This is a genomic window from Salinicola halimionae (assembly GCF_003206065.1).
In the GTDB taxonomy this organism is placed as follows: domain Bacteria; phylum Pseudomonadota; class Gammaproteobacteria; order Pseudomonadales; family Halomonadaceae; genus Salinicola; species Salinicola halimionae.
On the sequence record NZ_PZJQ01000004.1, the window covers coordinates 707,449 to 732,542 of the forward strand.

General features: G+C 60.4%; 20 protein-coding genes and 4 tRNA genes. 13 read left to right on the top strand and 11 right to left on the bottom strand.

The window, feature by feature from the left end; genetic code table 11:
* The first annotated feature begins 230 nt into the window (after positions 1 to 230).
* The 7 genes from DOM27_RS09070 (at position 231) to DOM27_RS09100 (ending at position 11,542) form a co-directional block, all read left to right on the top strand.
* Positions 231 to 773 (top strand): hemerythrin domain-containing protein, encoded by a 543-nt coding sequence (locus tag DOM27_RS09070; RefSeq protein ID WP_110656414.1) that lies wholly within the window; start codon positions 231 to 233, stop codon positions 771 to 773.
* Positions 774 to 930: 157 nt separating this feature from the next.
* Positions 931 to 1,830 (top strand): LysR family transcriptional regulator, encoded by a 900-nt coding sequence (locus tag DOM27_RS09075; RefSeq protein ID WP_110655701.1) that lies wholly within the window; start codon positions 931 to 933, stop codon positions 1,828 to 1,830.
* The gene (gene murI, locus DOM27_RS09080; protein WP_110655702.1) at positions 1,823 to 2,728 is read left to right on the top strand and encodes a glutamate racemase; all 906 of its coding nucleotides are present in this window, start codon (positions 1,823 to 1,825) and stop codon (positions 2,726 to 2,728) included. The genes DOM27_RS09075 and murI overlap by 8 nt, the downstream gene beginning before the upstream one ends.
* 113 nt (positions 2,729 to 2,841) lie before the next feature.
* Complete coding sequence (gene trmA / locus DOM27_RS09085; protein ID WP_110655703.1) at positions 2,842 to 3,969, top strand: tRNA (uridine(54)-C5)-methyltransferase TrmA; 1,128 nt, start codon at positions 2,842 to 2,844, stop codon at positions 3,967 to 3,969.
* A 255-nt stretch (positions 3,970 to 4,224) separates the two neighbouring features.
* On the top strand, positions 4,225 to 9,045 hold the full coding sequence (locus DOM27_RS09090; RefSeq protein ID WP_110655704.1) for an NAD-glutamate dehydrogenase: 4,821 nt from the start codon (positions 4,225 to 4,227) through the stop codon (positions 9,043 to 9,045).
* 209 nt (positions 9,046 to 9,254) lie between these two features.
* Positions 9,255 to 10,373, top strand: a complete 1,119-nt coding sequence (locus tag DOM27_RS09095) for a hypothetical protein (RefSeq protein WP_245392655.1) — start codon at positions 9,255 to 9,257, stop codon at positions 10,371 to 10,373.
* A gap of 140 nt (positions 10,374 to 10,513) precedes the next feature.
* Positions 10,514 to 11,542: a quinone-dependent dihydroorotate dehydrogenase gene (locus DOM27_RS09100; protein WP_110655706.1), complete on the top strand. Its 1,029-nt coding sequence runs from the start codon at positions 10,514 to 10,516 to the stop codon at positions 11,540 to 11,542.
* Positions 11,543 to 11,699: 157 nt separating this feature from the next.
* Here DOM27_RS09100 and rmf read toward each other — a convergent pair whose 3' ends face one another.
* Positions 11,700 to 11,909, bottom strand: a complete 210-nt coding sequence (gene rmf / locus DOM27_RS09105; protein ID WP_087719572.1) for a ribosome modulation factor — start codon at positions 11,907 to 11,909, stop codon at positions 11,700 to 11,702.
* Between the two features lie 253 nt (positions 11,910 to 12,162).
* Between rmf and rlmKL the strand changes: the two genes are divergently transcribed.
* Positions 12,163 to 14,355, top strand: coding sequence for a bifunctional 23S rRNA (guanine(2069)-N(7))-methyltransferase RlmK/23S rRNA (guanine(2445)-N(2))-methyltransferase RlmL (gene rlmKL, locus DOM27_RS09110; RefSeq protein WP_110655707.1), 2,193 nt, complete (start codon positions 12,163 to 12,165; stop codon positions 14,353 to 14,355).
* A gap of 76 nt (positions 14,356 to 14,431) precedes the next feature.
* Here the strand turns inward: rlmKL and DOM27_RS09115 are convergent, their stop codons facing one another.
* Complete coding sequence (locus DOM27_RS09115) at positions 14,432 to 14,707, bottom strand: WGR domain-containing protein (protein WP_075562624.1); 276 nt, start codon at positions 14,705 to 14,707, stop codon at positions 14,432 to 14,434.
* Between the two features lie 249 nt (positions 14,708 to 14,956).
* Between DOM27_RS09115 and pdxB the strand changes: the two genes are divergently transcribed.
* Positions 14,957 to 16,108 (top strand): 4-phosphoerythronate dehydrogenase PdxB, encoded by a 1,152-nt coding sequence (pdxB, locus tag DOM27_RS09120; RefSeq protein WP_110655708.1) that lies wholly within the window; start codon positions 14,957 to 14,959, stop codon positions 16,106 to 16,108.
* A 44-nt stretch (positions 16,109 to 16,152) separates the two neighbouring features.
* Here the strand turns inward: pdxB and DOM27_RS09125 are convergent, their stop codons facing one another.
* The 9 genes from DOM27_RS09125 to msrB form a co-directional block, all read right to left on the bottom strand.
* Positions 16,153 to 16,920, bottom strand: coding sequence for a siderophore-interacting protein (locus tag DOM27_RS09125; protein ID WP_110655709.1), 768 nt, complete (start codon positions 16,918 to 16,920; stop codon positions 16,153 to 16,155).
* A 12-nt stretch (positions 16,921 to 16,932) separates the two neighbouring features.
* Complete coding sequence (locus DOM27_RS09130) at positions 16,933 to 17,355, bottom strand: MarR family winged helix-turn-helix transcriptional regulator (RefSeq protein WP_110655710.1); 423 nt, start codon at positions 17,353 to 17,355, stop codon at positions 16,933 to 16,935.
* Positions 17,356 to 17,503: 148 nt separating this feature from the next.
* Positions 17,504 to 18,265: an anti-sigma factor gene (locus tag DOM27_RS09135; RefSeq protein ID WP_110655711.1), complete on the bottom strand. Its 762-nt coding sequence runs from the start codon at positions 18,263 to 18,265 to the stop codon at positions 17,504 to 17,506.
* Complete coding sequence (locus DOM27_RS09140; RefSeq protein ID WP_245392656.1) at positions 18,262 to 18,870, bottom strand: sigma-70 family RNA polymerase sigma factor; 609 nt, start codon at positions 18,868 to 18,870, stop codon at positions 18,262 to 18,264. Before DOM27_RS09140 ends, DOM27_RS09135 begins: the two co-directional genes overlap by 4 nt.
* Positions 18,871 to 19,027: 157 nt before the next feature.
* A complete protein-coding gene (locus tag DOM27_RS09145) occupies positions 19,028 to 19,549 on the bottom strand; it encodes a DUF3455 domain-containing protein (protein ID WP_110655712.1) in 522 nt (173 codons plus the stop codon).
* 251 nt (positions 19,550 to 19,800) lie between these two features.
* A complete protein-coding gene (gene htpX, locus DOM27_RS09150) occupies positions 19,801 to 20,703 on the bottom strand; it encodes a protease HtpX (protein WP_110655713.1) in 903 nt (300 codons plus the stop codon).
* A gap of 218 nt (positions 20,704 to 20,921) precedes the next feature.
* On the bottom strand, positions 20,922 to 22,148 hold the full coding sequence (locus DOM27_RS09155; RefSeq protein ID WP_110655714.1) for a pyridoxal phosphate-dependent aminotransferase: 1,227 nt from the start codon (positions 22,146 to 22,148) through the stop codon (positions 20,922 to 20,924).
* Between the two features lie 168 nt (positions 22,149 to 22,316).
* Positions 22,317 to 23,261, bottom strand: coding sequence for a ribosome biogenesis GTPase YlqF (ylqF, locus tag DOM27_RS09160; protein ID WP_110655715.1), 945 nt, complete (start codon positions 23,259 to 23,261; stop codon positions 22,317 to 22,319).
* Between the two features lie 526 nt (positions 23,262 to 23,787).
* A complete protein-coding gene (msrB, locus tag DOM27_RS09165) occupies positions 23,788 to 24,186 on the bottom strand; it encodes a peptide-methionine (R)-S-oxide reductase MsrB (protein WP_075562529.1) in 399 nt (132 codons plus the stop codon).
* A gap of 264 nt (positions 24,187 to 24,450) precedes the next feature.
* Between msrB and DOM27_RS09170 the strand changes: the two genes are divergently transcribed.
* From DOM27_RS09170 to DOM27_RS09185, 4 genes are all read left to right on the top strand, one after another.
* Positions 24,451 to 24,526: transfer RNA gene (locus DOM27_RS09170), tRNA-Glu, on the top strand.
* 34 nt (positions 24,527 to 24,560) lie between these two features.
* Positions 24,561 to 24,635 (top strand) — tRNA-Gly (locus DOM27_RS09175).
* A 97-nt stretch (positions 24,636 to 24,732) separates the two neighbouring features.
* Positions 24,733 to 24,808, top strand: a tRNA-Glu gene (locus DOM27_RS09180).
* A gap of 53 nt (positions 24,809 to 24,861) precedes the next feature.
* Positions 24,862 to 24,936 (top strand) — tRNA-Gly (locus tag DOM27_RS09185).
* Positions 24,937 to 25,094 lie beyond the last annotated feature (158 nt).

Genomic DNA, 25,094 nt, shown 5'->3' on the forward strand with positions numbered 1-25,094 from the left:
CGAAACCGTACATTTCGCTACAGCGATTTAGACGTTAGGCGTAGAGCGTTTATCCAGAAAACCGCTAGGGTAGGGAATTCTAGCGTGTCGCCGATGGCAGACCCAATCGATCGTTGATCGAGATTCGCTTCTGCTGTGGCACTATTCTGGCGTTATTCTGGCACTACACTAGGCTGACAAGGCGGTGTTACTCGACATCGCGCTTCACGGACAGGAGACTCACCATGCCCATGCTGACCCAACTGCGTCAGGACCATGCCAACATGGCGCGCCTGCTGCATGTGTTGCAACTCAAGCACAAGACTCTGGCCGATGGCGAGCGTCCCGACTTTCGGCTGATTCGGGAGGTCGTGGATTATATCCTCGACTACATGAGCGGATTCACCATTCCGCTGGAACGAATCTGTAGTGATCGACTGGTGGCTCGGGAGTCGCAGATCGGTGAGCTGAGCAATCGGCTGGCCGAAGATTATCAGCATCTGCATCAGCAGTTGATGCAGCTGTCTCAGAACATCGACATGATCCTCATGGACGGCGTCATGCCGATGGACAAGTTCGCCGAGGATCTCAAGTCCTATCTGGACGCGCATCGGGCATATCTGCGTGGCGAACGCGAAGAGCTGTTTCCGCTGATCCGTGAGCACTTCGATGAGGAGGATCTGGCGCGCTTGGCAGAAGAACTGCCTGCCCAAGCCGGTGCTGAACTGGCACGGCTGCAGGAGGCCTACCCTGAGCTTTACACCGAGTTTCGCGAAGCGCCATCCCCGCTGTAACCGTTTTCGACGTGTCATTATCGCGATAGACATCTGTTTTACCGCCTACCTGCCATCGCGGCTGTCGGCCCCACCCCTTCATTTCGACGACGATCGCCACTGCGCGATCGTCGTCGCTTGCGTAGAATGAACCGCTCGAACGATGTGAGAGGGCGGAATGGATCGATTGCAGGCGATGCAGGTTTTCCGCGCGGTGATCGAAGCCGGTAGCTTCGCCGGTGGCGCGCGACGTCTGGGTGTCTCCAATGCCATGGTCAGCAAACAGGTTTCTCGACTCGAGCAGACGCTCGGGGTGCGCTTGCTAATGCGCACCACCCGGCGGCTACAGTTGACCGCGGAGGGCGAGCGTTATCTGACGACCGCGGCGCGCCTGCTCGATGAACTGCAGGAGTTGGAAGCGGGTATTGGCGAACAGCGTGGCGAGGTTCGCGGACGTCTGCGGCTGTCGGCACCGGTAGATTTCGGAGCCCGGTCGTTGATGCCGGCGCTCCAGGCTTTCGAGGCGGCACACCCGGCCGTGTCACTCGATCTGGTTCTGGAGGATCGACGTGTCGATCCGCTGGCCGAGGATTTCGATCTGGTCGTGCGTATCGGCGAACTGGAAGATTCCGGCCTGATCGCGCGCCCGCTGATGCAAATGCCGCTGCACCTTTATGCATCGCCGGATTATCTCCAGCATCACGGCACGCCTCGGCACCCGCACGATCTCAAGGACCATCGGTGTCTGCACTATACGCTTTCTCGCCATGGGTTGTACTGGCCGTTTCGGGTCGAAGGCGAGGTGTATCGGTTTCGGCTGCAGCCGGCGCTTTCCTGCAATAACGGTCGAGCACTGGTCGAGGCGGCCGTGCTGGGTATGGGGCTGACCCTCAAGCCAGCGTCGCTGGCGGCGGCGGAAGAGCGAACGGGGCAGTTGGTTCGGGTGCTCGAAGCGTTCGAGATGCCGCCGCTCGATGTCCACCTGCTATATACCGAACGCGATTACATGCCCGCCCGGTTGCGAACGCTGATCGATGCTCTGCTCGACTATTTCGGCAACGGCCAGACGTATGATTGATGCGCTGATCTTCGACTCAGGCGTTGGCGGTCTCTCGGTCAGCGCCGAGATTCGTCGCCGGTTGCCGTGGCTCTCTTTGGGCTACGTCTGTGACAACGCGGCGCTGCCTTACGGCACCAAGGAAGACGCCTGGCTGGTGGCACGAATCGCCAGCGTCTGCGAACGCGCCTGCGAGCAGGCCCGGCCGCGCGCGCTGGTCGTCGCCTGCAACACTGCCAGTACCCTGGCGCTGGAGGCGCTGCGCCAAAGGTTGTCGATACCGGTCATCGGCACGGTGCCGGCGATCAAGCCGGCCGCCACTCTGAGTCAGCGTCGGGTCATCGGGTTGCTGGCGACCAGCGCCACCGTCCATCGACCCTACCTGGACCGACTGATCGACAAATTTGCCACCGATTGTCGCGTCGTACGGGTGGCGGCGGATGCGCTGGTCATCGAGGCGGAGCGTCTGATGATGGGACAGCCAGTCGATATGTCGAGGCTTTCGAATGCAATCGAGCCGCTGAAGGCCGCGTCGGATATCGACGTGGTGGTGCTGGGTTGCACCCACTTTCCGTTGTTGCGCTCCCGGCTCGAGCTCTTGATGCCGAGAGGCGTGCATTGGATCGATTCGGGTGAGGCGATCGCCAGGCGTCTGCGCGACGTGCTTTCCGAGAGCGACGAATTATCCGAACGCAAGGTGCTATTCGAACGCAATGCACTGGCTGAAGGCAAAGCACCATCCGGCAATCTGCTGCCCGGGGACGTCGATATTCCTGCAGGGAGGGCGGCGGCCGACTCTGGAATCGGGTCGGTTAGTTGGGCTACGGCCACTTCGGTGGCGGGGTTGACATCGGCGCTGTCGCGTTTCGGCTATGCACCGCCGACGATGCTCGAGGTCGATTCGCCCGGGGCATGGTAGATGTGGTTCAGGCCTGGTGCTCCAGCGGCCCCGGTTGGTGTTTCGTTCGATGGCTTTGGTGAACGTTTCATGTCAATGGTCGGTTTCAAGAGCTACTTTCAAGGACTCATGGTTTGGTAATTTTCGATATTGATCCTTCCCGCTACGACGCCCAACTCGAAGCCAAGCGCGAGCGGATCGAACGGCAGTTCGCCCGGTTATCGCCGCCGTCGCTGGAAGTCTTTGCGTCGCCACCATCGCACTATCGGATGCGCGCCGAATTCCGGATCTGGCATGAAGGCGACGATCTATACTACGCGATGTTCGAAGCCGATCCGGAGGCGCCTCTGCATCGAGGACGGGTTGCCCAGCGCGTCGTTCGGGTCGATCGCTTTCCGGTCGCCAGCGAGCGTATCAACGCGCTGATGCCGCAACTGCTGGACGCGATCCGCGACGAGCCACTGATGCGTCGCAAGCTGTTTCAGGTCGAGTTCCTCACCACCCTGAGCGGCGAGGCATTGGTCACCATGATCTATCACAAATCGCTGACCGATGAGTGGGAAGCGCGTGCCCGCGAGCTGCAGCTGCAGCTCGGCGTGTCGTTGATTGGACGTTCTCGCAAACAGCGTCTGGTGCTGGATCGCGATCATGTGTGGGAAAGGCTAGACGTCGACGGGCGCGAATTCCGGTACCAGCAAGTGGAGAACAGCTTCACCCAGCCCAACGCCGAGATCTGCCGTTCGATGCTGCATTGGGCGCGAGACGTGACTCGTGACGTGACGCAGGAAGGTCAGGGCGATCTGGTCGAGCTCTACTGCGGCAATGGCAATTTCACGGTGGCGCTGGCCGAGAACTTCCGCCGCGTGGTGGCGACCGAAATCTCGCGTACCTCGGTCGCCTCCGCCCAGGCCAATCTCGAAGCCAACGTCATCGACAACGTGCACGTGGCCCGAATGTCCGCAGAGGAGTTCGCTCAGGCGCTGAGCGGGGAAAAGCAGGGCCGCCGGGTCGCTGCGATGCAGCTCGACGAATGTGATTTTTCCACCGTACTGGTCGACCCGCCACGAGCCGGCCTGGACGCGGAAAGCTGCGAGCCGCTGATGCGTTATCGGCGCATCGTCTATATTTCCTGTAATCCCGACACACTGGTGGTCAATCTCGAGCAGTTGAGCCAAACCCATCGCGTGGTACGCATGGCATTGTTTGACCAATTCCCCTGGACCGACCACTGTGAGTGCGGGGTGCTGCTCGAGCGTCGATAGCCGCCGTGGTCCCAATCTGACATGAGTCCGATCCAGGCATTGCCGTGCTCCGGTAATCGCCAAACCCGGCAATCAAACCTCGACGGCCGGTATTGTCAATCGTTAGTGCTGTCGAGCAGTGTCGCCGCCGATGCATAACCGACATGCGTCATGACGAAGCTTCAATTGAGTGGGGCGCCGTGTGGCGCTGACGTAAGCTTCCATCCTATTGAATGCGGCCGCCATGTTGACGGTCGATGCCAGCCGAGGTGATAGATGCAACACGTCGCGATCGAGGGAAAAACAGAATTTCTGGAACAGCTGAAGGAAAAGCTGTCCAAACGCCTCCCCGAAGACAAGGTCAAGCGGATCACGGCGTTCGCCGAGGATCTCTACGCCACGGCGCCTTTCGAGGAGGCAGCGGATCGGCAGCTCGATGATATTTACGGCGCCACGCTGGCAGCTTGGCATTTCATGCGCACTTTCGACCCCGACGAGGCGAGAGTGCGGGTGTTCAACCCCAACTTCGAAGCGCATGGCTGGCAGTCTCCGCATACCGTCGTCGCTGTACTCCATCGCGATATGCCTTTTCTGGTCGATTCGGTCCGCATGGAGCTCAACCGGCGCGGTCTGACTCTGCATGCGATTCATAACGCGGTGCTGGCGGTCGAGCGGGATGCCCGCCACCACGCGACGCGGATCACCGGCACTCGTGCCGAGAAGGCGCCGGAGGCACGCGAGTCGATCATTCTGATCGAGGTAGACCGCCACACGGACAGCCAGACGTTGATCGACCTGGAACAAGGCCTGCGCGATGTGCTTCTCGACGTGCGGACCGCCGTCGTCGATTTCGACCCGATGTGCGAGAAGGCTCGCGAGATCATCGGGGAATTGGAAAACCAGCACTCGGAAGGGGTTACGGCGGACGATCAGCAGGAAACGGTGGCTTTCCTCAAGTGGTTGCTGGACGAGCACTTCACGTTCCTGGGCTACGCCGAAAGCCGCCAGGTCGGCAGCGGCAAGAAAGCTCATGGTGAGCGGGTCAGCGGCAGCGAGCTGGGCGTGCTGAAGCTGGACCAGCCGCGCTACCAGGAACCGGTGCGCTTCGAGCAGGACAAGGGGTCGGCGCTGCTGCATTTTGCCAAGAGTGCCTATCACGCCCGCGTGCATCGTCCGACCTATCCGGACTACATCGCCATCACCCGTCACGATGCTAAAGGCAAGGTGATTGGTGAGTGGCGGTTCTTCGGCCTGTTCACCTCGTTGGTCTATAACGAATCGCCGCGCACGGTACCGGTACTGCGTCGCAAGGTGCAAGCAGTGATCGACGCTGCTGGCGTCAATCCGAAAGGGCACAACGGCAAGCTGTTATTGCAGGTGCTTGAGGTGCATCCCCGGGACGATCTGTTCCAGAGCTCCACCGAGGAGTTGAGCCGAACGGCGTTCGGGATCCTCAATATTCGCGAACGCCGCCGTGTGCGCCTTTTCATTCGCGAGGATCGCGCCGGTCAGTTCTACTCCTGCCTGGTGTTCGTGCCGCGGGATATCTTTTCCACCGATCTGCGTCTGCGCATCCAGAACCTGCTGTGCGAAGAACTCGACGCGACCTTCGCCGACTTCAACCCGTACCTTTCCGAGTCGATTCTGGCGCGGATCCAGTTCACGCTGCGCTTCAATGGCGACAAGCCGGTGGAGTTCGACGGTCGAGCGCTGGAGAAGAAGATCATCAATCTGGCGCGCAACTGGCGCGAAGAACTGCACGGCGCGTTGATCGAGAGTCTGGGTGAGGAGGCGGGCAATCTTCAGGCTCAAACCTTCCGCGACGCCTTTCCCGGTAGCTATCGCGACGACTTCGCGGCACGCACCGCTGCCAATGACATTCGTCACCTCCAGGCACTCGACGATGGCGCACCGATTGGCGTCAGTCTTTACCATCTGGCCGAAAGCGCGGCCGAGAGCGTCAATCTCAAGCTCTATCATCACCAGACACCGATTCCGCTCTCCGACATGTTGCCGGTACTCGAGAACCTCGGATTACGCGTCATCAGCGAGCGCCCCTATCGCATCGCCACCGAACAGCAGACCTACTGGATCCATGACTTCACGTTTGAATACCGCGGCGTGGGCGAGGTCGATCTGCGCGACATGCGCGACAATTTCATCGATGCGTTTACCCGGATCTGGGTCGGCGATGCCGAGAACGACTCCTATAACCGCTTGATCATCGGCGCCGATCTGGATTGGCGTCAGGTTGCGGTGCTGCGCGCCTATGCGCACTACATGAAGCAGTTGCGGATCGGCCTATCGCAGGCCTACATCGCCAGCACACTGGCCGCCCACGCCGACATCACGCGTGGCTTGACGCGGCTGTTCACGCTGCGTTTCTCACCGGAAACGACGAAGCAGCGCGACGAACAGTGCCAGGCGTGCATCGACGAACTCAATGCGATGCTCGATCAGGTGGCCAGCCTCAATGATGATCTGCTGCTGCGCCGCTATGTCGATCTGATTCAGGCCACCGTGCGGACCAACTTCTTCCAGCCGGGTGAGGATGGCAGTGCCAAGGCCTACATCTCGTTCAAGCTGGAGCCGAGCAAAGTGCCGGGTATGCCCAAGCCGCGGCCGATGTTCGAAGTTTTCGTCTACTCGCCGAGGATGGAAGGCGTTCACCTGCGCGGAGGCAAGGTCGCCCGTGGGGGCTTGCGCTGGTCGGATCGCAACGAGGATTTCCGTACCGAAATTCTCGGGCTCATGAAGGCGCAACAGGTCAAGAACTCGGTCATCGTTCCGGTTGGCGCCAAAGGTGGCTTCATCTGCAAGCGGATGCCGGAAAATGCCGATCGCGACACCCTTCAGGCTGAAGGGATCGAATGCTACCGGACGCTGATTCGTGGCCTGCTGGATATCACCGACAATCTCGACGGCACCACCGTGGTGCCGCCGCGCACGGTCGTACGTCACGACCCGGATGATCCGTACCTTGTGGTGGCCGCGGACAAGGGCACGGCGACCTTCTCCGATTATGCCAATGCCATCTCGATCGAGTATGACTTCTGGCTGCGCGACGCTTTTGCCTCCGGCGGGGCTCAGGGCTACGACCATAAGGGCATGGCCATCACGGCGCGTGGCGCCTGGGAGTCTGTCAAGCGACACTTCCGCGAAATGGGCCTGAATACCCAGAAGGAGACCTTCAGCGTATTGGGCATCGGTGACATGGCGGGCGATGTCTTCGGCAACGGCATGCTGTTGTCCGACAAAATCCTGCTGGTGGGGGCCTTCAACCATCGGCACATCTTCGTCGACCCCAAGCCGGACGCCGCAAAGTCTTTCGCCGAACGCAAGCGTCTGTTCGCCCTGCCGCGTTCGAGCTGGTCGGATTACGACGAAAAGGCGATCTCAGAAGGCGGCGGGATCTTCTCCCGCGACGCCAAGTCGATTCCCGTTTCCGCGGCGATGAAAAAGGTCTTCGGTATCAAGGAGGACAAGCTCTCGCCGAACGATCTGATCAACGCCATGCTCAAGTCGAAGGTTGACCTGGTCTGGAACGGTGGTATCGGTACCTACGTCAAGGCGTCTAGTGAAAGCCATGCGGACGTCGGCGACAAGGCCAACGACGGCCTGCGCATCGACGGTCGGGAGCTCAACTGCCGCGTGGTCGGCGAGGGCGGTAACCTGGGTCTGACCCAGCGCGGGCGTATGGAAGCGGCGGAGAAGGGTATTCGCGTCAACACCGATTTCATCGACAATGCCGGTGGCGTCAACTGCTCGGATCACGAGGTCAACATCAAGATTCTGCTGGATGGCATCGTTCAGCGGGGTGACATGACCGAGAAGCAGCGCAATCAGCTGCTAGTCGAGATGACCGAGGAGGTCGGCGAGCTGGTGGTGCGCGACAACTATCGTCAGACCCAGGCGCTATCGCTTTCCGAACTGCAGTCGAAAGAAGGGCTCGGTCCGTATCGCCGCTTCATCAATGAACTGGAGGCGGCAGGCAGTCTCGATCGCGAACTCGAATTTCTGCCAGGCGATGAGCAGTTGATCGAGCGCAGCAATGCGGACGGGGGGCTGACCATGCCGGAGCTGAGCGTGCTGATTTCCTACGCCAAGAGCACGCTCAAGAGCGATCTGATCGCCGCCGAGCTACCGGCGGATCCGCAATTGCAGCAACACGTGACGAAAGCGTTCCCGGAGACGCTGGCGGAGCGTTATCCCGATGATCTTTATCAGCATCGGCTCAAGCGCGAGATCGTCGCGACCCAGATCGCCAACGACCTGGTCGATCATATGGGCATCACTTTCGTGCGCCAACTGCGTGACTCGACCGGCGCCTCGCGAGTCGAGATCGCCCAGGCCTACGTCATCGCTCGCGACAGCTTCGGGTTCAATCAGCTATGGGAGCAGATAGAGGCTCTCGATCACCGTGTCGATAGTCAGACACAGTACGCCATGATGCTCGATCTGATGCGTCTGATGCGCCGTGCAACGCGCTGGTTCCTGCGTCACCGCGGCTCGCTCAGCGTCAAGGAGTGCGTCGAGCAGTACGCGCCGCAGTTGGCACAGTTGCAGGAAGACATCGGCAATCGCCTCAACGGCGGCGAGCGGGACGCCTGGGCCAAGCGTTGCGAAGCGCTGGTCGAGGCCAAGGTGCCGGAAGCTTTGGCGTCGATCGTCGCGGCGGCGCCCAGCCTATATGCCGGGCTCGGCATCATTCGGGCTGCCCGCACCAGCGGTGAAAAAATTCAGCGGGTTGCCGAAACCTACTACACCATCGGCCAGTGTCTGGAGCTGCCGTGGATGATGCAGCAGATCAACAGTCTGGAGGTGCGCGATAGCTGGCAGGCTCAGGCGCGTGAAACCTTCCGCGATGATCTCGATCGTCAGCAGCTCGCATTGACGGTCAGGGTGCTCGGGATGTCGGATGCGCCTCGCGAGGTCGAACCTCGCGTCGAACGCTGGCAGGAACAGCAATCGCCGCTATTCGAGCGCTGGAATGCATTGCTGGCCGAGATTGGGACGGGCTCGCCGATCAGCTTCCCGCTGGTCGCGGTGGCGATTCGCGAACTGGTCGATCTTGCCGAGAGCGAAAACGAGGGATAAGGTGGCGACAGACTAGGGTGGCGCTGATGTCGCCCGTTTTGAATGGCCGTGGCGAGCAACGTAAATGTTGCTCGCCACGCACCATTTCACCGGTTATCCGACAGCAGAACGCCTACCGTCACAGCCTTTTAAGGTGCGCCGGTGGGCGTCTCTGTTATGCTTTGCTCCGATTCGGTCGCAGAATGCAGAGAGGCCCCATGAAGTATCGCGTGTTTTCCACTTTATTCGTGGCGTTGAGTCTAGCGGGCGCCAGCAGTCAGGTTCTGGCGCAGAGCGAGGCATTGAAGGATGCTCAGGAAGCCGCCAGCAAAGTCGATTTGACCCACTTTTTCAAATCCAGCTCGGATGCGCGCAGCCGTAGTTTCTTCTTCGGCGGAGTTCACCAGCATCCGTTCACGGTCGACGAGGCGGGACGCTATCGGTTCACCAGTTCGACGCTGCCGGGAGAATCCGACGATTACAAGATCTCGGCCAAACTCGTGGACAGCAACGGCAAGGTGTTGACCAGCGGTTCGGGATTGGGCTCCACCGGGGGACTCGAGCTGACACAGGCACTCGAGCCGGGCGACTACTCGCTTCAGGTTTCCGGTCAGAAATTTGGTACCACCAAGACGGGTGGTAACAGCTTCAACGTCGATGTCGCCAGGCTGGACGCCAGCGGTAAGGTCGTCGGCAGCGACGATGGCGGCGTGGACAACGGCGGCGGTATCATGTTCGGCGGGCCTGGGCCCGGTGGCCGAACCACGGCGTTCGTCGACGAGAGCGACCAGGTTGCGACATTGAGCGCCCCGGGCCGCCGGGCGGCCAACGATGTCGCGGCCAGCGACGGTGCCGGTCAGGTCGCGTCCACGCGAGATGACGGTGATGCCACCTTCGGCACCACCAATACCGGTGCAGCGGCAACGCCGAGCTCTGCGGCAGACGCCTCGAACGCGACGGGAGCCGTCCCGAGCGCCTCCGAGAATAGCAGAGGCCGCAACAACCAGCCGGCATTGCCGGATGCCTTCGACGAGGTTGTCGCCGATATAGTGATTCGCCAGGAAGGGGAGGTGCTGAGCTTCGACGTGGCCGAAGCAGGTACGGTATCGGTCGTCAGCTCCACCTTCCCCGGGAACGAAGGCACCTATCGCCTTCAGGCCAAGATTCTCGATGCCAACGGCAATACGGTCGCCAGCGACGAAGGCTCCCTGGCCGATGGCGACTTCGATATCGAGAGCGTGCTGCAGCCGGGGCGCTATCGCGTCTGGGTCAAGGGGCAGCGGTTCGGTTCAGCAATGAACGGTGCCAACAATTACACTCTGCGCGTTCAGCAACTCGACACACAGTAGCGATTTGCCCGCAACGACAAGGCCCGGTGCATCGTCTCCGGGCCTTGTCGTTACTGGGCGTCGAATTCGTGCCGCCATGCCGAAGTGGGATATACTCGCCCGCCGCTACTGACTCCTTTCGTTATCGACGAGATTTTTCCATGTACGCCCTCGTTCGCTCCCTGTTATTTCGGTTAGAGCCAGAGACTGCCCATCGACTGACGCTGACCGCATTGGATACGGCGCATCGCGCGCGCCTGACCAGCATGCTGGGCGATGCCTACGTGGCGTCGGCATCCACCGACCTCATGGGGTTGTCATTTCCGAACCGGGTCGGGTTGGCTGCAGGGCTGGACAAGAACGCCGATCACCTGGACGCTCTCGGGGCGCTGGGTTTCGGTTTCGTCGAAGTCGGCACGGTGACGCCCAAACCGCAGCAGGGCAATCCCAAACCGCGGCTGTTCCGGTTGACCGGGCCGCAGGCGGTCATCAATCGCATGGGATTCAATAACGCGGGCATCGACCACCTGGTCGCCAATGTCCGCAGGAGTCGCTACAACGGTGTCATCGGCATTAATATTGGCAAGAATCTGACGACGCCGGTCGAACGTGCAGTTGACGATTACGTGACCTGTTTGCGCAAGGCCCATGTGGCAGCACACTACGTGACCGTGAACATCTCGTCGCCCAACACGCCGGGCTTACGTAATCTCCAGTTTGGTGATCACCTCGATGGCCTGCTCAGTGCGCTGAAGGCGGAGGTGACAAAACTCGATGCCGAGAACGGTCGGCGCGTGCCGTTGGCGGTCAAGATCGCTCCAGACATGACTCGAGACGAGATTGCCCTGGTGGCGGAGACGCTTCAGGCCAACGAGATCGACGGAGTCATCGCGACCAATACCACGGTATCGCGGGAGCACGTGGCGGGGATGCCCCATGCGCACGAGGCCGGGGGGTTGTCGGGGGCGCCGCTGTTCGCGAGCTCGACGGCGGTGGTTCGGGAATTGAGGCGTCTACTACCCGCGATGCCGATCATCGGTGTGGGCGGTATCGACAGCGGGGTTCGGGCGAGCGAAAAATGCCAGGCAGGGGCCGATCTGGTCCAGCTTTATACCGGTTTCATCTATCGCGGGCCTGAATTGATCGGCGAGTGCGTTCGCGCGACCCAGGCTGATGGCCGTCGGACATGAGTCATCATTCGTGAATTAAAGGAGTGACCAGGAAGTTGGCAAAAGCGGTAGGGAAACGGAAGCGACACGGGCGTTGGTCGGAGGGATGTGAAACGCCGGAATGAGCCATAAAAAGGCCCGTCAATGACGAGCCTTGATTGTCCTGAGTAAGCGCCAGCTACGTCATCACCGCCGGGTTCTTGTGGATGCCTGAAACGCCTGTCATTCCGGCCCATTGGTCTCCGCGACCTTCACGCCAACCGCTCATCCAGTTTTCGCGCAGATTCACGTCCTGGCTGGGACATTCATCGCGTGAGCGACCGACGACACCCGCTTTGTAACCGTGGAGAAATGCCCGCTGGTTGCGATCACGTTTCTGTCGTTTCATCGTGTAGTAGCCTCTTGTCTGAACAAGTGCATCTCCTAGGGAAAACCACAGTCTGCCGAGCGGCACGAGGCCAAGTTCGACCGACTGCCCGCGAAAACGTCCGGACAGGCAAACCGCATGCGTTGTTTCGTAGCTACGACTATTATCTTTAGTCGAAATGAGAAACGATGTCGATAGGCGTTTTGTCATAAAGCCTTTTTTTTACTGTCTCCAAGGGAATATGACCGCTATACACGGGTCCGATGATGCCGCCATGAATGACGATAACTTGCTGTTAAATCTCTACATCACCTGCCCTTGGGGTATCGAGTCCCTGCTGGCCGACGAAGTCGCGACTCTGGGAGCCGAGATACAAAAAACTACGGTCGCCGGTCTCCACGCGAGCGCCGACCGGGCCACTGCCTATCGCATCTGCCTGTGGTCACGCCTGGCCAACCGGGTGATCTTGACGCTGGGGCGGGAGAACGGTTGCGAGGAGCCCGCAGCGATCGTCGAAGCGGTCAGATCCCAGCCGTGGGCCAAGATGCTGAAGCCCGGGCAGACCCTGGCCGTGGATTTTCATGGTCAGTCTGCCGCCATTCGCCATACACGCTTCGGCGCGCAGGTCGTCAAGGATGGCGTGGTGGAAGCGCTGCTCGCGGCGGGCTGGGAGAGGCCTTCCATCGATCCGCGAGAGGCGGACGTGCGCCTTTATGCCCATCTGCACAAGGGCCAGCTGCTGGTCGGTATCGATCTGGTGGGCGCGAGCCTTCATCAGCGGGGCTACCGGCGCGATGCCGGACACGCCCCACTGAAGGAAAACCTGGCCGCAGCGCTATTGGTTAGGGCTGACTGGCCGGCGCGCGCCAAACGTGGAGAGCCGCTGGTCGACCCGATGTGCGGAGCAGGCACGCTGTTGATCGAAGCAGCGATGATGGCCGCAGACGTGGCCCCGCAATTGAGCCGTGAACGCTTTACCCTGGAAACACTGGCCGATTTCGACGCCGAGGCCTGGCACACGCTGCGTCGCGAGGCACAAGCGCGCGGCGACGTTGGCCGGCGTCGCGCCCGGTCGCGGCTGTTTGGACTGGATCAGAGCCCTCAGGCGATTGGCGCCGCGAAGAGTAATGCCATGCGCGCTGGCATCCCCGCCTTGATTACGCTGAATGGCGGCTCGGTGAAATCGCTGGTATGCCCGGAAGCGCCCGACGAGAGAAATGCCGATCAAACGGGTCTGATCGTGACCAATCCGCCTTACGGCGAGCGCCTGGGAGAACTGCCCGAACTGGTCGCGCTCTACAGCGATCTGGGTGAACGCATGCGTCAGCAGTTCCCGGGTTGGCAGTTGGCGTTGTTCACCGGTAACCCGGACCTGGGTCATCGACTCGGCCTGCGGGCCCATAAACAGTATGCGTTCAAGAATGGGCCTCTCGACTGCAAGCTGTTGCTGATCGACATCGACAAGCGAGAGGCCGCCGAGACCGACGATTCTCCGCCTCGGTCGGTGCCGAGAGAGGCGCCGTTAAGTGAGGGCGCGAAGATGTTCGCCAATCGCTTGCAGAAGAATCGTAGGCGGTTGAACAAGTGGCTCAAGACGTCCGGCGAGTCCTGCTACCGACTTTACGACGCCGATATGCCGGAATATGCCCTGGCCATCGATATCTACGGCCATCAGATCCACGTCCAGGAGTACGCGGCACCTAAATCGGTCGATCCCGGCAAGGCCCAGCGGCGCTTGATGGATGCGCTGAGCGCGATACCCGGGGCCATGAACGTGCGCCCCGAGCAGATCCACTACAAACAGCGAGAGCGCCAGAGCGGTAAGGCGCAGTATCGTAAACAGGCCAATAGCGGCGACCGCTTCGTGGTCGAGGAGGGCGGCGCCAAACTCTGGGTCAATCTCAAGGACTATCTGGATACGGGACTGTTTCTGGACCATCGCCCGGTGCGCCGTCTGCTCCGTGAGAAGGCCTCGGGAAAGCGTTTCCTCAACCTGTTCTGCTATACCGCTACGGCCACCGTTCACGCTGCGCTGGGCGGGGCGAGCGACAGTATCAGCGTTGATCTATCGAACACGTATCTCGAGTGGGCACGGGATAATTTCGCGCTCAACAAGCTCGACCCGAGTCGTCACCGGGTCGTGCGTGACGACTGCCTGCGCTGGCTGGAGACCGCCGGCAGCGAGTTCGATCTGATCTTCATGGATCCGCCTACGTTCTCGAACTCCAAGCGGATGGAGGGAACGCTGGATATTCAACGCGATCACGCTCGAATGATCGAGCTGGCAATGGCACGCCTGGCACCAGCGGGGGAACTGATCTTCTCCAATAACCAGCAGCGGTTTCGTCTGGACGATGCAGTGGTTGCGAGCTATCGCGTCGAGGAAATCACCGCCCAGACCTACGATCTAGACTTCACCCGGCGAGCCAATCTGCATCACTGTTTTCGTATTCGGCACGCTGGTTAGCCGACGAATCCGACCTCCGCGGCGACGGAGGTCGCGCGAGGTCTAGCCCAGTGCGAGGTCTAATCCAGTGCGAGGTCTAATCCAGTAGCGAGAGCTGGGCCACGGCCTGGCGGCCCTCGGGGCTGTCATCGTCGGCCTCCAGCACCTTGCGGTAGCCTCGCGCGGTCTGGATGTGAGAGAGGTCATCGACCCACATCATTGCCTGAGCGTAACTCTCGGCGACGGCATGCTTGAGTCCCCCATACTGGGTGCCGATCTGGCCCCAGGCGCGACTGTAGATCCAGTCGCCAAACATGTCCTGGTGCAGATGGACCAGGACATAGTCATGTTCACTTTCCCAACGGACGATCACACGGTCTCCTGCTGCGTTGGCGCTCATCGCTTGTTCATCGCGAATGGCGGGCCTAATATGACTGCGCCAAGCGTTGCGGTGCTTCGACCCCGCGGCGCAGCTGACGTCAGGCGCCATTGTAAAGCAAGCGCTGCAGAAATCGACGCCGCTTTCGAGGCCCATGACCGGCACTTGATCGGTCGTTACCATGGCCTGGGGTCGGGATTGAACGAGACAACCGTCGGGGCGGAACCAATCAAGAGGAAAGTCATGCGTATCCTGGTGGATGAGAACATTCCGCTGGCGGAAGAGTTTTTTGGCGAGCTGGGCGAAGTCACTCGTCAGCCCGGCCGCGAGATGACGGCAGACAGTCTTCGCGGGCACGATGTGTTGGTGGTGCGATCGATCACACAGGTAAACGCCACGCTGCTGGAAGGCGCCGACAAGCTGAGGTTCGTCGGCACCTGTACCATCGGCACCGACCATATCGATACGAACCTGCTCGCCGAACGGGGTATCGGTTTTGCCAGCGCGCCGGGCAGCAATGCCGATTCGGTGGTCGACTATGTGCTTTCCAGTCTGTTGCTACTGGCCGAAGAAGACGGCTTCTCGCTATCCGGCAAGACGGTGGGAATCGTGGGTGCCGGCAACGTCGGCGGGCGGCTGGCGGCACGTCTGGACAATCTCGATGTCGACTGTCTGATCTGTGATCCCCCGCGTGCCGAGGCCGAGAATCGGGAAGATTTTCTGGATCTGGATACGCTGATCGAGCGTGCCGACATCGTCTGTCTGCACACGCCGCTGGTGGCCGACGGCAAACACGCCACGCACCACCTCATGAATCGCGACCGTATCCAGGCACTCAAACCCGGCACCGTGCTGATCAATGCCGGCCGCGGCGACTGTCTCGACGGTGTTGCGTTGCGCGAGCGGCTCGAACGCAAGGTCGACCTGCGTACGGTGCTTGATGTCTGGGAGCACGAACCGGGGATCGACGAGGCGCTGTTCGAGCTGGTCGATATCGGTACGCCGCATATCGCCGGCTACAGCGTCGACGGCAAGATGCTGGGCACCGAGATGATCTATCAGGCCGCCATGCGCCACTTCGGGTTGCCGTCACGCAAGAAACTCGGCCAGCTCAAGCCGGACCCGTGGCTGCGCAAGATCGTGCTGCACAGCTGGACGCCACCGCTGGAAGCGCTGTCGCTGTGCGCGCGGGCCTGCTACGACGTGCGCCGGGACATGCTGGCGTTCGATCGCTATCGTCGTCGACTGGGCATGGCCGCGGGGTTCGATGCCTACCGCCGCGAATACCCCTCACGGCGGGAATTCCAGACGCTGCGGGTCGAGCTGAAGAAGAACAAGGGCGGCCTGCGTGACGCCATGGAAGGCTTCGGGTTCAACGTCAAACTGGGCAAATAGCCGAGTCCCGCCTCGTCAGAGAGCGCCCGTGCCGACCTCCTTGGCTAGGCGCTCTCGATTTCTTCTATTTCCGCGTCTTCGCGCTTGACCACGCGGTGGCCATCTTCGCTCGCGCCCAGTTTCCAGTAGCTCGAAATATACATCTCCCGTTTGCCCACGCCGCGATCGTCGATCAGATGGCGACGTAGCTTGCGCATGGCCGAAAATTCGCAGGCGACCCAGATCCCTGGGGCGCCCGGAAGCCAGTCGAACTCGCGCAGGGCGTTAGTGAGACGGTCGCTGTCGCTACCCGGGTGCGGATTGATCAACCAGTCGATCCGCATGCCGTCGGGCAGCTCGAACGCTTGGATGTCGGCTTCGCTGGTCACTTCGATGATCGCGCGCCCTTTGGCGTCAGGTGGCAAGCGTTCCAGATTGGCGCCGATCGCCGGTAGCGAGGTCATATCGCCGACCAGCAGATACCAGTCGGCGTTTTCCGGCAGACGTTTGGCGGGTCCCGGGCCACCGATCAGGATCGTGTCGCCGGGATTCGCTGCAGCGGCCCAGGTGGCGGCGGGGCCACCGTCATCGTGAACCACGACGTCCACGTCGATCTCTCCGTCGCGCTGATGGCGCACCGTGTAGGTGCGCGGGACCGTCCGGGCGTTGCCCTGTTCGTCTTGTCCATCGGGAACCATCAGCTTGACGTAGGCGCTCTCCTGATCGGCGGGAAAGCCGGCCATGCCTTCACCGCCGAAGGTCAGTCGCAGCATGTGAGGTGTGACGAACAGGCGATTCAGTACGGTATAGCATCTAGGGGCGGGCTTGGGCATGGGGCGTTCTCGTCAGTTCAGATTGGCAATCATCAACCGCGACAACCGTAGAAAGGCATCGAGATCCGTCTGCGCCATTCCGTTCGACAATCGCGCGTGGGCGTCACGTTCACAGCCGTCGACCTGTGCCAGTACGGATCGACCATGATTGGTCAACGAGAGAATCTGGCTACGTCGGTCTTCGGGGTGAGGCGATTTGGCGATGATGTCGGCATCGAACAGATCCCGCAGGAGCCGAGTGATCTGGGCCTTATCACGTTGGGTGCGCTGTGCAATATGTTGAGCGGTGCAGGGCGTCAGGCTGCGAATGGCCTTGAGCGTGCGGATGTGCGAGACAGTGAGGTTCAGCTCGGTCTCGGCGTAAGCTCGGCGCAGGGCACGTTTGTAAGCGTGCATGAGCTGATGTAACGATTCGCCCACCGCAGTATCGGTCATGTCGCGGCCTTTCGGTTGACAGTGTCAACCAAGTAGGCGCCTGAAACGCAATAATGTCAACCATTCTCATTAACGGCCAGTGCGCCACTATCCTTTTGAACCCTGTGCGGCAGTCGCCAGGGATAGCAGCGCAGTGTATCCAGTCAGATCAGAGTTCTACGGCACGTCCGATGAATTGAATCGGGCCGGTAGGGCGGTTCAGCGGAGACCCCGAGGCGTCCTCGAGCGTCAGCTCGAACAGCTGGTTGTCTTCGAGTGGCGGCAGATCCTTCAATGAGAGACGCTGGGTCTGGCCCGGTTGAACCAGGCCCAGCGAGACCGGCCCGCTCCAGTCGTCTGCCTTGGTCCAGAATTCCAGCGCCTTGCCTGGCGGCACCTCGAAAGTGCCCATCGGTATCAGGCTGATCTGCTGCGAAGAGCTCGCCTGGATCACCCAGCCAGCCTGGGTATGTTGCGGCGTCATCAATACCACCATGTATCGAGGTGACGGCGCCGAAGTCGGGCCGACGGCTAGCGTGGCTGCCAGACCGATCGCCACGGCGACGCTGGCGAAACTCATGCCGCGCCATAGCGTCAAGTTGCGCCACAGGCTGTTCCAGAACCCTTCTTTCGGTGCCCGGATCTGCCTGCTGCGCGGAGAGGCAATCGCACTCGTTTCCTCGTTGTCGAGCGTACGCTCGATCCGCTGCCAGAGGCTGGTCGAGGGCGCAGCGGGCTCGGCCATGACGGCGTAGGGCTGCAACCTCGCTTCCCAGGTCTGGATGGCATCTTGCAGCTGCGAGTCTTCAGACAGTTGGCGTTCGACGATCTCGCGCTGCTCGGCATCCAGCGTGCCCAATACATATTCCCCGGCAAGCTCGTTCAGCTCATTCGGGTCTATAGAAGGTGGGGTGTTCGACGGAATATTCATGACAGGCACTCGTGCAGTGCGGCCAGGCTACGTTTGATCCAGGCCTTGACGGTGCCCAGGGGTCGGTCGAGACGGGTGGCGATTTCCTGATGACTGAAACCATCGACATAAGCGTGAAACAGGCAATTGCGCCGCTCCGGCGACAGCTGGCCGAGGCAACGATCCAGCTCTCCGTGGCCAAGCCAGTCGAAATGATCCTGAACATCCGTAGCCGCCTCCTGCGATCGTTCTGCCTCGAGCCGCTCGGCGGTGTCATCATCGACGGTCACTTCACGATGGCGGGTTCTGACGTGGTTGAGGGCCTGATGACGCGCGACACTGAATATCCAGGTTTTTCCCGAGCCACGTCGGGCATCGAAGGTATGGGCCTTGTTCCAGATATTGACGAAGGCATCGTGAATAATGTCTTCGGCGACACCGCGATCACCGACGATACGTAGCACCACCCCCAGCAGGCGTGCCCCCTCCTGAACGTAGAGTCGCTGTAGCGCCTGACGGTCGCCTCTGGCGCAGGCTTCCAGCGCGACGCTGTGGTCGAAGCCCGTATGGTCAGACCCCGTGGGGCCGAAGCCTGCCTTGTTGAACGTTGCCGCGTCGTCTGTCACACGAACCTTCCTTGAAGCACATCCCCTCCAGGGACCCATGGACGTCATACTACGCAACGCGGGCTCGCCATGGCGAGCCCGCGTTGGTGTGTCGATCAACATTAACGTGATCGGCCGGTTTGCCAGCGCGTCGACTGGCTTTTCAAAACAGGCTGCATCAGCTGGCTTTCCAGAACAGGTAGTCGGCCTGATATTCGACAACTTCCTCGTCGCCTTCACTATCTGCGCTGCATGCCATGTCCGGCGCTACACCGCCCTGGGTGTTCAGGCGTTGAACATAGGTCACGCCAGCCATGTGACCCTCACCGTCGGCGGGATTGGCTTCGACCAGTTGGAACGGGATGTTGCCTTCGCCGCCTGGCGCGGTGGCGAGCTGTGTGCCGGTGATCTTGGAGCCATCGCTGGACTCCCATGTGGCCGGCGGACCGTAGTAGCTGCCGACCTGATTGCCGTCAGCATCATTAAGCTTGGCATCCGGACCTTTGAATACCCAGGCGTAGTCACCTTCCTTGGCTTCACAGGCATAAGTGATTTCGCCGACACCTACCGTTTCCATGGCAACCATATTGCCGTCCGGCACCTTGACGTCCTTCGGCACCATATCGGCCAGCGCGCCCAGGCTGAAGGTCCCCAGAAGGGCAGTGGTCAAGGTAACGCTGGCTAGCTTAAGGGTTTTCATTGGCGTCTCTCCAAGCGTGAAAATAAGGCGAGACATCATGTCTCGCCTCAGGGATACACACGAGCAGAGCCATCGGATGCAACAGGTAGCGTCTTTTTGCAGTAGCCGTTACGGTTTGTGCTTCTGAAGCTGACATTCGCCGTTTGAGATTATTGACGCAGGCACGCGTGGGTTTATCCCATAAATAAAAGAGCCCCGCGCTGTGGCGGGGCTCGGCGCGAGGCTCTCAGCCGAATCGTGAAGCCTTGGAATCACTCCCGGTAGGCTGACTCCTTCAGCGCCCGGATGCGGTCGTCGAGCGGCGGATGGCTGGCGAACAGTTTCTCCATGATCTTGCGCGTCTGCCCGGTGGTAATGGCGAACGCCGTCAGCGAGTCGGGCATCTGGTCTGGCAGGCCAGTTTCGGCTTTCAGCCTCGCGAGCGCGTTGATCATCGCCCCGCTACCCGCAAACTTGGCTCCGGCAGCGTCGGCGCGATACTCGCGGAAGCGAGAGAACCAGGCGACGATGATTGAGGCGACCAGACCGAATACGATCTCGGCAACGATCACCACCACGAAATAACCCATGAAACCGAGACCGCCGCCATTGTCGCGGCCGCGCAGGAAACTATCGACGAGCTGGGCGACCACGCGTGCGAAGAACATCACGAAGGTGTTGAGCACACCTTGGATCAAGGCCAGCGTGACCATATCACCATTGGCAACGTGGCCGATTTCGTGTGCCAGCACGGCACGGATTTCTTCCGGGCGCATCCGCTCGAGCAGTCCTTGAGAAACGGCGACCAGCGCATCGTTTTTATTCCAGCCGGTCGCAAAGGCGTTGGACTGCTGAGCCGGAAAGATCGCGACTTCCGGCATCTGGATATTCGCCTGCTTTGCCAGTTCTCGGACCGTGTCGAGTAACCATTGCTCGGTCGAATTGCTCGGTTGCTCGATCACCTTGGCCTTGGTGCTCATCTTGGCCATCCATTTGGAGATGAACAGCGAGATCAGCGAGCCGGCCATGCCGAACACGAAACAGAAAATCAACAGGCTATTCATGTTCAGCCCGTTGGCGTTGAGATAAGGCTCCACGCCCAGAAGCCGCAGCGTGATACTGGCAACGAGCACCACCGCCAGGTTGGTCGCCAGGAACAGGATGATTCGCATCATCGGTTTCTACCCTCAGTCATGGAAAGGCCAATTTCGTAAAAGATACGACCCTCGCATCGCGCGCTGGTCTCTTATTCGTCTGTTATTCGTTATCACCTGGTAATCAGGCGGTTATGAAGCGTTAGATACGACTTTCGCGAATAGGTTTCAAGAGGGCTGGTTTCGAGAGAGCAGGTTTCGAGAGGCTGAACGGCCGCGCCGAGGCGCGGCCGTGACAATCATTGGCGATAGCGTGACAGGAAGCGGGCGAAGCGGTCGATAGCATCACCCAGTTGATCGGCCCACGGCAGCGTCACGATGCGGACATGATCGGGTGTCGGCCAGTTGAAGGCCGTGCCCTGGACCAGAAGAATGCGCTCCTGCAGCAGCAGATCGAGCACCATCTGCGCGTCGTCGTGAATCGGATAGACCTCCGGGTCGAGCCGTGGAAAGGCATAAAGCGCCCCCATTGGCTTGACGCAGGAAACGCCGGGGATCGCATTGAGCTTTTCATATACCACATTGCGTTGGGCCAGCAGGCGTCCACCCGGGAGGATCAGGTCATTGATCGACTGGTAGCCACCGAGCCCGGTCTGGATAGCATGCTGCGCCGGCACGTTGGCGCATAGTCGCATCGAGGCCAGCATGTTGAGCCCCTGGATGAAATCCTCGGCATTTTGCTTGCCCTGGCCGCCGGAAAGAATCATCCAGCCCGAGCGGAAGCCGGCGCAGCGATAGCTCTTGGACAGGCCGTTCATGGTCACGACCAGTTGATCGTCCGCTGCCAGCGCGCCGGTCGAGACGTGCTCGGTGCCGTCGTAGAGGATCTTGTCGTAGATCTCGTCGGAGAACACGACCAGGCCGTGCTGGCGGGCGACCGTCAGGATTTCCTTGACCACCGCCGGCGGGTAGACCGCGCCAGTCGGGTTATTGGGGTTGATCAGCACGATCGCCCGGGTGCGCGCGGTGATCTTGTCGCGGATATCCGCAATGTCCGGTGACCAGTCGGCCGCCTCATCGCACAGGTAGTGGACGGGGTGGCCGCCGGAAAGGTTGGCGGCAGCCGTCCACAGCGGATAGTCCGGCGCCGGAATCAGCACCTCGTCGCCATCGTTAAGCAGTGCCTGCATCGCCATCACGATCAGCTCGGAAACGCCGTTGCCGATGAACACGTCCTCAACGCCGACGCCGGGAATTCCCTTGCGCTGGCACTCTTGCATGATCGCCTTGCGCGCCGAATAGAGCCCCTTGGAGTCGCAGTAACCCTGTGCGGTCGGCAAGTTGCGCATCACGTCCTGAAGAATCTCTTCAGGCGCTTCGAAACCGAAGGGTGCAGGGTTGCCGATGTTCAGTTTGAGAATGCGATGGCCTTCATCCTCGAGCCGTTTGGCATGATCGAGGACGGGCCCGCGAATGTCGTAACAGACATTGTCGAGCTTATGCGATTTCCGAATGGGGCTGTTCATTGGGGTTCCGTATGCTGCACAGCCTAAAGAGTCAGGCGGGTGGATCAGGTTTAAGGGTCTCAGTACCTCTGCGGCGGGCTGCGTCGCCGAGGTCCCAGCATACCGCCGCGTGGAAGCGGCGCAAGGGGCAGCAAAGACACAATTTTCAGGCCATCTGTATGGCGAGAATCAGCTTTCGGATTCGTCGACTGTGTCCTCTGTCGGCTCGGGAATGTCCTCGGGCAGTTCCAGGCTTACCCTGCCCAGTTTGCCGTCACGCAACTCGTGCAGCAGCACTTCGGCGCCACGGTGCAGATTGATCACACCACCAGCCTTCAATCCGCCGCGCTTGCGTGCGATTTCGTTCATGATCGCGTGACCGTCGAAGCCGGCTTTGGCTTGAAAATCTACTAGCTTGGGTCCATCGGCATCGACGCTGTCGGTCTCCGTGGGCGCGACATAGATGGGGAGCTCGCCAAGCTTGTAGCGCTCGCGCAAGGCGTCGGGGTAACGCTTGGCCAGTTCGGCGGCACAGACGATGGCGACATCGACGTACTCGATCGCAGTGTCGCGAATCGCGCCGCTGGCCGCGAGCCGATAGGCGCTAGCCTGATTCTCGATCTTCGGCCACAGCACGCCTGGCGTATCGATCAGCGACACGCCACCGTCGATACGAATTCTCTGCTGGCGCTTGGTTACCGCCGGTTCGTTGCCGGTCTTGGCGATCGTGCGTCCGGCCAAGCCGTTGATCAGCGTCGATTTGCCCACGTTGGGAATGCCCATCACCATCACGCGGACGTCGCGGTCGGCTCGGACCTGGCCTGCGAGTTCGTGACACAACGCGGAAATCGGCTTGAGTTCGCGGGCCTGAGTGGTGGTGACGGCAATGGCACGGCTGTCAGGCTGCGCGTCGAAAAAATCGATCCACTTTTGCGTCGCTTCAGGGTCGGCCAGATCGGCGCGTGAGAGGATCTTCAGCACTGGCTTGTGCTCGGTGAGTTCGGCCAGCATCGGGTTGCCGCTGGAGTAGGGCAGGCGTGCGTCGAGAACCTCGATCACTACGTCGATTCCCGGGAGTGCCTGGGTAATCTCGCGCCGCGCCTTGTTCATGTGTCCGGGATACCAGCCGAGCATATCTGTCTCCTGCCTATCTATGTACCTGCGTCGTGCTTATCGAGCGTTCCCGATGCAAAAGCGGGCAGCTATTCTACCAGCATGTTCGGGTGGTTTGCTGGAGGCCGCACGCGGGGTGCCGTCTGAGGTTTGCCGAGCGAAGGTGAGGGGTCGCCGATATCGGCGAGGGGCATAGCCGCAAAGAGGTGAGGTAATCGTCAGCCATGTTTATAAGCAATAAACCCCGATCGAGCTTTCCGATCAGGGGTCATTGAAGCGGGGCAGCGTTAGAGCGGGTCAGTGTTTCGGCCCGCGGTCCGGTGTACTTTTCCGGTTCTGGTACTTCCCATGCAGATCCCGCGCCGTTCGCTTGGCTTTCTCCCGGTTTTCGGGTTTGCGTAGCCAGTTGGCGATGGCTCCGAATAGCAATTTCTTCATATCGATTCCCCCGATTGCGATCAGCTATCGACTATATGGGTGCGAATCACAAACGCGTCAACGCGTTCGCTGCCCGAGCCTTGTCACCTGGAGTCAGCGTCGGCACTGATCATTCGCCGGCATGGAATGTCATCGCCACCGAGTTGATGCAATAACGTTGACCGGTGGTTTCCGCGGGGCCATCCGGAAAAACGTGTCCCAGATGCGCATCGCAGCGCCGACAGGTCACTTCTATGCGGCGCATGCCGTGACTGTCATCGTGATGCTCCTCGACCGATGCCGCCGCCAGAGGCCGGTCGAAGCTCGGCCAGCCGCAGTGCGCTTCGAACTTGTGCTCGTTCTCGAACAGCGGGGCGCCACAACAGACACAGTGGTAAATTCCCTGTACTGGCTCGACTTGGTAGTCGCCGGTGAACGGCCGCTCGGTGCCTTTCTCGCGAGTGACGTGGTACTGCTCGGGAGTCAGCTTTTCGCGCCATTCGGCTTCGGTCTTTTCTACCTTGCTCATGTCGGGTCTCCTCGTCGCTTTGGCACTATTCATTGCTCGATACCATTTATCACTCGACACGGTGCATCGCTTATCACTCGACACGGTGCATCGCTTATCACTCGACACGGTGCATCGGTCTATGCCATGCCTGCATTACAGGTCATTTGGCGGCCGCTGACCAGCCCGGATTGAGCTGCGGTGAAAAACGGTTAAATCAATCGCTTGACACCTCAAAACGGCCTCAGTAACATACGCGCCACTTCGACGGAGCTGAGACATTGCGTCCCATTCGTCTAGTGGTCTAGGACACCGCCCTTTCACGGCGGTAACAGGGGTTCGAACCCCCTATGGGACGCCACTCGGTTTTGCGAAGTTTGTGTAAAAAGTACGGTGCGGGAATAGCTCAGTGGTAGAGCATCGCCTTGCCAAGGCGAGGGTCGGGAGTTCGAATCTCCTTTCCCGCTCCAACATTTGGTAGCGTCAGATAGGTAGCATGGGTCGTGAGCCGGAACGCCGGTCCGACGGATGGCCGCCCCATCGATCTCCTTTCTTGCTCCAATATGCGTCCCATTCGTCTAGTGGTCTAGGACACCGCCCTTTCACGGCGGTAACAGGGGTTCGAACCCCCTATGGGACGCCACTTTCATGATCGCCAGGTCATGTCGTCGTCGCTAATAGCGTCGGCAGCGATAAGCGGGAATAGCTCAGTGGTAGAGCATCGCCTTGCCAAGGCGAGGGTCGGGAGTTCGAATCTCCTTTCCCGCTCCATATCGCGACACTCCAGAAATTCGGCTCCCCTCAGTCATGAAACAGTCAGTCTGTTTTTTGGCGATTCTCGCATCCGATTCGTCTGTCTCACTCGACCAATGGCTCGAAAAGTCGTTGTTACCATGGCGGTAACTGGGGCTCTAATCTCTTTGGGGCGC

What these genes read in the sequence shown, in the direction of transcription:
- DOM27_RS09070 (WP_110656414.1), top strand. Translation starts at nt 231, where the DNA reads ATGCTGACCCAACTGCGTCAGGACCATGCCAACATGGCGCGCCTGCTG.
- msrB (WP_075562529.1), bottom strand. Translation starts at nt 24,186, where the DNA reads ATGAGCAAGGTAGAAAAGACCGAAGCCGAATGGCGCGAAAAGCTGACT.
- DOM27_RS09145 (WP_110655712.1), bottom strand. Translation starts at nt 19,549, where the DNA reads ATGAAAACCCTTAAGCTAGCCAGCGTTACCTTGACCACTGCCCTTCTG.
- DOM27_RS09075 (WP_110655701.1), top strand. Translation starts at nt 931, where the DNA reads ATGGATCGATTGCAGGCGATGCAGGTTTTCCGCGCGGTGATCGAAGCC.
- DOM27_RS09130 (WP_110655710.1), bottom strand. Translation starts at nt 17,355, where the DNA reads ATGACCGATACTGCGGTGGGCGAATCGTTACATCAGCTCATGCACGCT.
- DOM27_RS09125 (WP_110655709.1), bottom strand. Translation starts at nt 16,920, where the DNA reads ATGCCCAAGCCCGCCCCTAGATGCTATACCGTACTGAATCGCCTGTTC.
- htpX (WP_110655713.1), bottom strand. Translation starts at nt 20,703, where the DNA reads ATGATGCGAATCATCCTGTTCCTGGCGACCAACCTGGCGGTGGTGCTC.
- ylqF (WP_110655715.1), bottom strand. Translation starts at nt 23,261, where the DNA reads ATGCTCGGCTGGTATCCCGGACACATGAACAAGGCGCGGCGCGAGATT.
- pdxB (WP_110655708.1), top strand. Translation starts at nt 14,957, where the DNA reads ATGCGTATCCTGGTGGATGAGAACATTCCGCTGGCGGAAGAGTTTTTT.
- rlmKL (WP_110655707.1), top strand. Translation starts at nt 12,163, where the DNA reads ATGAATGACGATAACTTGCTGTTAAATCTCTACATCACCTGCCCTTGG.
- DOM27_RS09155 (WP_110655714.1), bottom strand. Translation starts at nt 22,148, where the DNA reads ATGAACAGCCCCATTCGGAAATCGCATAAGCTCGACAATGTCTGTTAC.
- DOM27_RS09100 (WP_110655706.1), top strand. Translation starts at nt 10,514, where the DNA reads ATGTACGCCCTCGTTCGCTCCCTGTTATTTCGGTTAGAGCCAGAGACT.
- DOM27_RS09090 (WP_110655704.1), top strand. Translation starts at nt 4,225, where the DNA reads ATGCAACACGTCGCGATCGAGGGAAAAACAGAATTTCTGGAACAGCTG.
- DOM27_RS09135 (WP_110655711.1), bottom strand. Translation starts at nt 18,265, where the DNA reads ATGAATATTCCGTCGAACACCCCACCTTCTATAGACCCGAATGAGCTG.
- murI (WP_110655702.1), top strand. Translation starts at nt 1,823, where the DNA reads ATGATTGATGCGCTGATCTTCGACTCAGGCGTTGGCGGTCTCTCGGTC.
- rmf (WP_087719572.1), bottom strand. Translation starts at nt 11,909, where the DNA reads ATGAAACGACAGAAACGTGATCGCAACCAGCGGGCATTTCTCCACGGT.